The following is a 7,158-nucleotide window of genomic DNA, read 5'->3' on the forward strand; positions in this document are numbered from 1 at the left end:
GTCGCGGGCCGCGAGCGCCGCGCGTGCGCGCCTGCCTGTCGGGCGTGGCACGCCCGACAGGTCGTCCCCGAAACCACCCCGACGAGTGAAGGTGAGCAATCAACCCCTTTTCATCCTCTTCAGCGTTTCTGAGGCATTCTCACCCGATGGGCGACTCCAGCCGCTCTTGACCACAATCGCCCACTACGGTGCGTCACCTGGCAGTGGCGTGCGGCCCTCTGCCGCCCCCACCGGAGTCCGACGAGAAGAGGATCGATGCAGCAGAGCAACGCGGCGCCCCGCCGGCCCATCGCCGTGGTCGGGGCCGCCTGCCGACTGCCCGGCGGGGTCAACTCGCTCCGCGAGCTGTGGTCGGCGCTCAAGGAGGGGCGCGATCTGATCGGCGAGGCGCCGCCCGACCGGTTCGAGGCGGAGCGCTTCGTGGATACGGACGTGCCGCGGCCGGGCAAGAGCTACACGGCCGCCGGCGGTTTCCTCACGGACGTCGCCTCCTTCGACGCCGCCTACTTCGGGATCTCGCCCGCCGAGGCGGAGCAGATGGACCCGCAGCACCGGCTGCTGCTGGAGCTGGCCGCGGAGGCGCTGGACGACGCGGCCATCGCGCCCCGGCTGCTCGCCGGTTCGGACACCGCCGTGTACGTGGGGATCTCCGACGCGTCCTACGGGGCGCTCCAGTTGATGGCGGAACGGTCCATCAGCCCGTACACGATGTCCGGCGGCGCCTCGTCGCTGGCCGCGAACCGCCTGTCGTACGCCTTCGATCTGCGGGGCCCGAGCATGGCCGTGGACACGGCGTGTTCGTCGTCGCTGATCGCCCTGGACCGCGCGTGCCACACACTGTGGGAGGGCACCAGCCGGGTCGCCGTGTGCGGCGGCGCGAACCTGCTGATCTCCCCGTACCACTACGTGGGCTTCTCCCAGGCGTCGATGCTGTCGGTGCGCGGGGTGCCGGCGCCGTTCTCCGCTCAGGCCGACGGGTTCGTGCGCGCCGAGGGCGGCGGCGTGGTGATCCTCAAGCCGCTGGACGACGCCCTGGCCGACGGCGACCGGGTGCACGGGGTGATCCTGGGCACCGGGGCCAACAGCGACGGCCGGACGCTCGGCATCGCGCTCCCCAACGACCGGGCCCAGGAGGACCTGCTGCGCCAGGTGTACGCGCGGGCCGACGTGGACCCCGACGAGCTGGTGTACTTCGAGGCGCACGGCACCGGCACCCCGGCGGGCGACCCCCTGGAGGCCATGGCGATCGGCCGGGCCCTGGGCGCCCGCCGCATCACCGGGGACCTGCCCTTCGGCTCGGTCAAGAGCAACCTCGGACACCTGGAACCGGCGTCCGGCATGGCGGGGCTGTGCAAGGCGCTGCTGGTCCTGCGGCACGGGGCGATCCCCGCCACCCTGCACGCCGACGAGCCCAGCCCGCACATCGACTTCGCGGGGCTCGGCCTGGAACTGACCACCACGCCCCGGCCGGTGGCCGCCGCCGAGCGGCCGGTGGTGGGGGTGAACTCCTTCGGCTTCGGCGGCGCCAACGCGCACGCGATCGTCTCCGCCGCCCCCGTCCCCGCGCCCCGCCCGGCGGACCCCGGCGGCCCCGCCCGGACGCCGCTGCCGGTGCTGGTGTCGGCGCGCGACGAGAAGGCCCTGGCGGAGGCGGCGACCGCGTTCGCGGAGCATCTGGCCGACCTGCCGCAGGAGGAGTTCTACGATGTCGCGCACACCACGTGCCGGCGGCGCGGCCGCCACGAGCACCGGGCCCTGGTGCTGGCCCGTACGCCCGGCGAGGCGTCCCGCGCCTTCGCCGAACTGGCCGGGGCCGAGCGGACACCGCCGCGCCCCGAGCCCGGCGGGCCCGTCGGCGCGCGGGCCCAGGGGGTGCGCGGCGGGCGGGTCGCGTTCGTGCTGTGCGGCAACGGCTCCCAGTGGGCCGGGATGGGCGCCGACCTGCTGGCCCATGACGCGGACTTCCGGGCCGCGGTCGAGGAGTTCGACGCGCATCTGACGCCGCTGCTCGGCTGGTCGGTCGCCGAATACCTGGCCGCTCCCCCCGAGGACTGGCGGCTCGCGGCCACCGAGGTCGCCCAACCACTGCTGTGCGCCGTGCAGTTGGGCATCGCCGCCGCGCTCCGCGCCCGGGGCGTCGAACCGGCGATGGTGGTGGGCCACAGCGTCGGCGAGGTCGCGGCCGCGCACCTCGCCGGGGTGCTCACGCTCGCCCAGACCGCGCGGGTCGTCGCGGAGCGCGGCGCGGCGCAGGCGCCCACCGCGGGCCTGGGCCGGATGGCGGCCGTGGGGCTCGGCGAGGAGGAGGCGCGGGCGCTGCTGGCCCCGTACGGCGAGCTGCTGGAGATCGCGGCGGTGGGCAGCGACCGGGACGTGACCGTGTCGGGCGACGCCGGGGCGCTCGCCGCTTTCGGCGAGGAACTGGCCCGGCGGGAGGTGTTCTTCCGCGACCTCGGCCTGGACTACGCCTTCCACAGCCGGGCCATGGACGGGCGGCACGACGCCCTCACCGAGGCGCTGGCCTCACTGGAGCCGTCGGACGCGTCCCTGCCGATGTACTCGACGGTCACCGCGGACCGCGTGCTGGGCTCTGAGCTGGACGCCCGGTACTGGTGGCACAACGTGCGGCGGCCGGTGCGCTTCGGCGCCGCGGTCGAACGCGCCCTGGACGACGGCGCGGACATCCTGCTGGAGGTCGGCCCGCACCCGGTGCTGCGCGGTTCGCTGCGGCGCACCGCCGCGGGCCGTCCCGCCGAGCACATCGCGGTGCTGCCGACGATGCGCCGTCCGGCGACGTCCGGGCAGGCGATCCCCGGGCAGGCGGGGGCGGTGGGCGCGGGGACGGCCCAAGCCGTACAGGGCGCCGCCCAGGCGGACACCGTCCGGGCGGACGCCGTGCACGCGCTCGACACCACCTGCGCGGCGCTGCTGGCGGCCGGCGCGGAGTTCGACTGGGAGCGGCTGCTGCCGGCGCCCGGCCGGGTGGCGGCGGACCTGCCCGCCTACCCGTGGCAGCGGCAACGGCACTGGAAGGGCACCCCGCAGTCCTGGGTGCGCTCCAGCGGCGACGGCGTGCTGCGGCACCCGCTGCTCGGCGAGCGGCTGCCCGCGCCCCAGCCCGTGTGGCAGGGGCCGGTCGAGCCGGTGCTCGTGCCGTGGCTCAGCGGCCACCGGGTGGGCGGCTCCGTCGTCGTGCCCGCCACCGCCTATCTGGAGATGGCGCTGGCCGCGGGGCGTCAGGCGCTGGACACGGCGGTCGAGGTCGAGCACATGGACATCAGCAACGCGCTGGTGGTGCCCTGGCCCGATGCGGGCGGCACGAGCGTGCAGGCGTCGCTGAACCCCGACGACGGGACGTTCTGCCTCACCAGCACCACCGAGAACTCCGGGCAGACGCGGCCGCACGCCCGCGCGCGCGTACGGGCCCGGCTCCGGCCGCGGCCCGAGCCGCTGGACGTCGGCCAGGCGCGCCGGGACTGCCCCGAGCCGCTGACGGCGGAGCGGTTCTACGGGGCCTGCGACTCCGTCGGGCTCTGCTACGGACCGGCGTTCCGGGTGCTGGAGGAGATGTGGCGCGGGCCGGACACCGCGCTGGCCGCCTACCGGCACGACGCGCCCGGCGACCCGTACACGGTGCACCCCGCCCTGCTGGACGGCGCGTTGCAGACCGGGGTGGCGCTCCTGCTGGACCGGATCGCCGCGGGCCACCCCTACCTCCCGTCGGCCATCGCCGCGCTGCGGGTGTGGAAGACCCCCGCGCCGCACGGCCTCATGCTCGTACGCGAACGCGGCCGGACCGACGAGGAGGTGTGCTGGGACATCCTGCTCACCGACGAGGACGGCACCGTCTCCGCCGAGCTGGAGGGCTGCCGGCTGCGCAGGCTCCAGATCGGCCGGCTCGCCCAGGTCGGCGTGATGGAGACCGTGCTGCGGGCGGCCCCGCACAAGGAGCTGCCCCGTACGCCCGTACCGCTGCCCGCCCCGGCGGAGCTCGTGGAGCGGGCCGGTCAGCGGATCGGGGAGCTGCGCGCCGCGTGGCGCGACGCGGGCCACGACGAGGCTGTGGAGGACTTTCAGCGGTACACGGCCGCGCGGTACCGGGAGCTGATCGCCGCGCTGCTCGACGACGCGGAGAAGCCCTTCGCCGTCGCGGACCTGGTCGCCAAGGGCCTCCCGGCCCAGCACGAGCGGCTGTTCGGGCTGCTCGGCCCGTTCCTGGAGCGGCAGGGCGTCTGGCGGGCGGAGGACGACCGGTGGCGGCTGTGCGCACCGGCCGCGTCGGCGCAGGCGCTGCTGACCGGATTCGTCGGCCGCCATCCGGCCTTCGCCTCCGCCGCCGCCCTCACCGCACGGCAGCTCCAGGCCCTGGAGGACTCCTGCCGCGACGACGCGGACGCGACCGAGGCGGTCGTCTCCGACTCCGCCGCCCGCATGCTGGAGCAGTATTACGACGTCTCGCCGCTGTGCCGGTTCCACAACCGGGTGGCGCAGGCGCTGGTGGAGCAGCTGACCGGCGCGTTGCCCGCGGACCGCGCGCTGCGGGTGCTGGAGATCGGCGCGGGTACGGGCGGGACGACGGCGGCTCTGCTGCCGCTGCTGCCGGCCGACCGCGCCCACTACACGTTCACCGACGTCTCCTCCTACTTCCTCACCCGCGCCGAGACCCATTTCGCCGCGTACGACTTCGTCGAGTACGCCGCCTTCGATCTCAACCAGGACCCGGCCGAACAGGGCATGGCCGCGGGCGAGTTCGATCTGATCGTGGCGTCGAACGCGCTGCACACCGCCGCCGACCTGCGGGAATCGCTGCACCGGGTGCGTTCCCTGCTGGCCCCGGGCGGGCAGTTGCTGGCGTTCGAGGGGCATGACGCGGAGGTGCTGGCCCCGGTGTTCGGCGCCTTGGACAGCTTCTACGCCCACACCGACCACGAGCTGCGGCCCGGCTCCCTCCTATTGGCCCGCGACGAGTGGCCGCGGCTGCTCGCCGAGTGCGGCTTCGACGCGGTGGCGCGGACGGGCGGCGACGAGCCGTCGCTGCGCGAGGGGTGGTCGGTCTTCCTCGCCTGTGCCCCGGCCGGGGCGCAGGCGCCGGAGGCGGCGCTGCCCGAGGCGGACGGCGCCGGTACGTACCTCATCGTCACCGAGCGGGAGAGCGAACTCCCCCTGGCCCAGGCGCTCGGCGGGACGCTGGAGGGGCGCGGCGCGGGGGCGGTCCGCACGGTGGAGCTGCCCGAGCGGCCCGAGGAGTGGGAGGCGCTGCTCAGCGGGGCGGTGACGGGCGCGGAGCCCGCGGTGGTCGTCGTCACCGTGCTGCTCGGGGACGGGCCTCCGGACGAGGCCGTTGCCGTGGCCGCGCGCCGCGCCTCCGCGCTCGGCGCGCTCGCCGCCGCCCGCGAGGAGCTGCCCGACGGCGTCCGCGCCGAGCTGTGGCTGGTCACCCGGCCGTGCGGGGCGCTGCCTGCGCTGGAGGAGATCACGCACCCCGAGGACGCGGCGGTCTGGGGCGTCGCCCGCACCCTGGCCAATGAGCACCCCTCGCTCGTGGGCCGCCGCGTGAGTCTGCGGCGCGGCGACGCGGCGGCCGACGCCCTGCGGCTGGCGCGGGAGATGCTCGCGGCCGGCGACGAGGACGAGATCGTGCTCACCGCGTCCGACCGCTTCGTGCCCCGCGAGCGGCCCCGCCCGGAGCCGGCCCGGCCCGCTGGGGACACCCCGTTCGCGCTGCGGGTCCGCCGTCCGGGCCTGTCGTACGAGCTGGTGTGGGAGGAGACGCCCGTACCCGCCCCGCCGGGGCCCGGCGAGGTGCTGGTGGACGTGCGCGCGAGCGCCCTCAACTACCGCGATGTGATGAAGGCGGTCGGCCTGCTGCCCGCCGAGGTGTTCGAGAGCGCGGCGGACTCGGACGGCGTCGGCCTGGAGTGCGCGGGCGTGGTGCTGGCCTGCGGTCCCGGCGTGAGCGGTTACGCGCCCGGCGACCGCGTGGTGGGCATGACGTACTCCGCGTGCGCCAGCCACGCCCTGATGCAGTCGGCCAAGATGTGGCGCCTGTCCGACGCGGTGTCCTTCGCCGAGGCGGCGGCCACCCCCATCGTGGCCTGCACCGTCCAGTACGCGCTGGGCGAGCTGGCGCGGCTCCAGCCCGGTGAGACCGTGCTGATCCACGGCGCGGCGGGCGGCGTGGGCCTGGCCGCGGTCGCGTACGCGACGCTGAAGGGGGCGCGGGTGATCGCGACGGCGGGCAGCGACCTGAAGCGCACGTTCCTGCGGAGCCTGGGCGTCGAACACGTCCTGGACTCGCGGACGCTGGAATTCGCCGAGCAGATCCGCGGCATCACCGGCGGGCAGGGCGTGGACGTGGTCCTCAACTCCCTCGCCGGGGAGGCCATGGCCCGCAGCCTGGAGCTCCTGAGGTCCGGCGGCCGGTTCGTGGAGCTGGGCAAGCGCGACTTCTACGAGAACAAGCCGCTGCTGCTGCGCCCGTTCACCAGGAACATCGCGTTCTTCGGCGCGGACGTCTCGCAGGTCCCGGACCACTTCTTCCCCCGCATGCGCGCGGAGATGGGCGAACTGGCCGACGGGAGCCCGCATACCAAGGTGCCGTACACGGCGTTCCCGGCCGCGCGCGTCGCCGAGGCCTTCGCGCTGCTCCAGCACTCCCGCCACCTGGGCAAGGTCGTCGTCACCTACGACCCGCTGGACGAGCCCCTGCACATCGCGGAGCGTCCGGCCCCGCCCCGGCTCGACCCCGAGGGCGGTTATCTGGTGACCGGCGGCACGGGCGGGTTCGGCGCGGCCACCGCGTGCTGGCTGGCGGAACTGGGCGCGCGGCACCTCGCCCTGGTGAGCCGGCGCGGTGAACTGGCCCCGGAGGCGGCGGCCACGGCCGCGCGCCTGGCCGAGCTGGGAGCGGACGTCAGCGTGCACGCCGCGGACGTCACCGACCCCGAGGCCGTACGCGCCGTCCTGGCCGAACTGGCGGCGGCGGGGCGGCCGCTGCGCGGGATCGCGCACGCGGCGATGCACCTCGACGACGCGTCGCTGAGCGAGCTGAGCGAGGAGCGGATCCGCGCCGCGCTCGCGCCCAAGATGGCGGGCGCCCAGGTCCTGGAGTCCGTGGCGGCGGAAGCCGGCGCGGAGCTCGACCTGTTCCTGCTGCAC

At 75.6% G+C, this 7,158-nt stretch carries 1 protein-coding gene; it reads left to right on the plus strand.

The features are described 5' to 3' along the window. Window positions 1-255 precede the first annotated feature (255 nt). On the plus strand, window positions 256-7,158 hold a 6,903-nt coding region (locus tag ACFU99_RS26450; RefSeq protein ID WP_384396291.1), incomplete at its 3' end, for an SDR family NAD(P)-dependent oxidoreductase.

This window comes from Streptomyces sp. NPDC057654 (genome assembly GCF_042800135.1).
GTDB lineage: Bacteria > Actinomycetota > Actinomycetes > Streptomycetales > Streptomycetaceae > Streptomyces.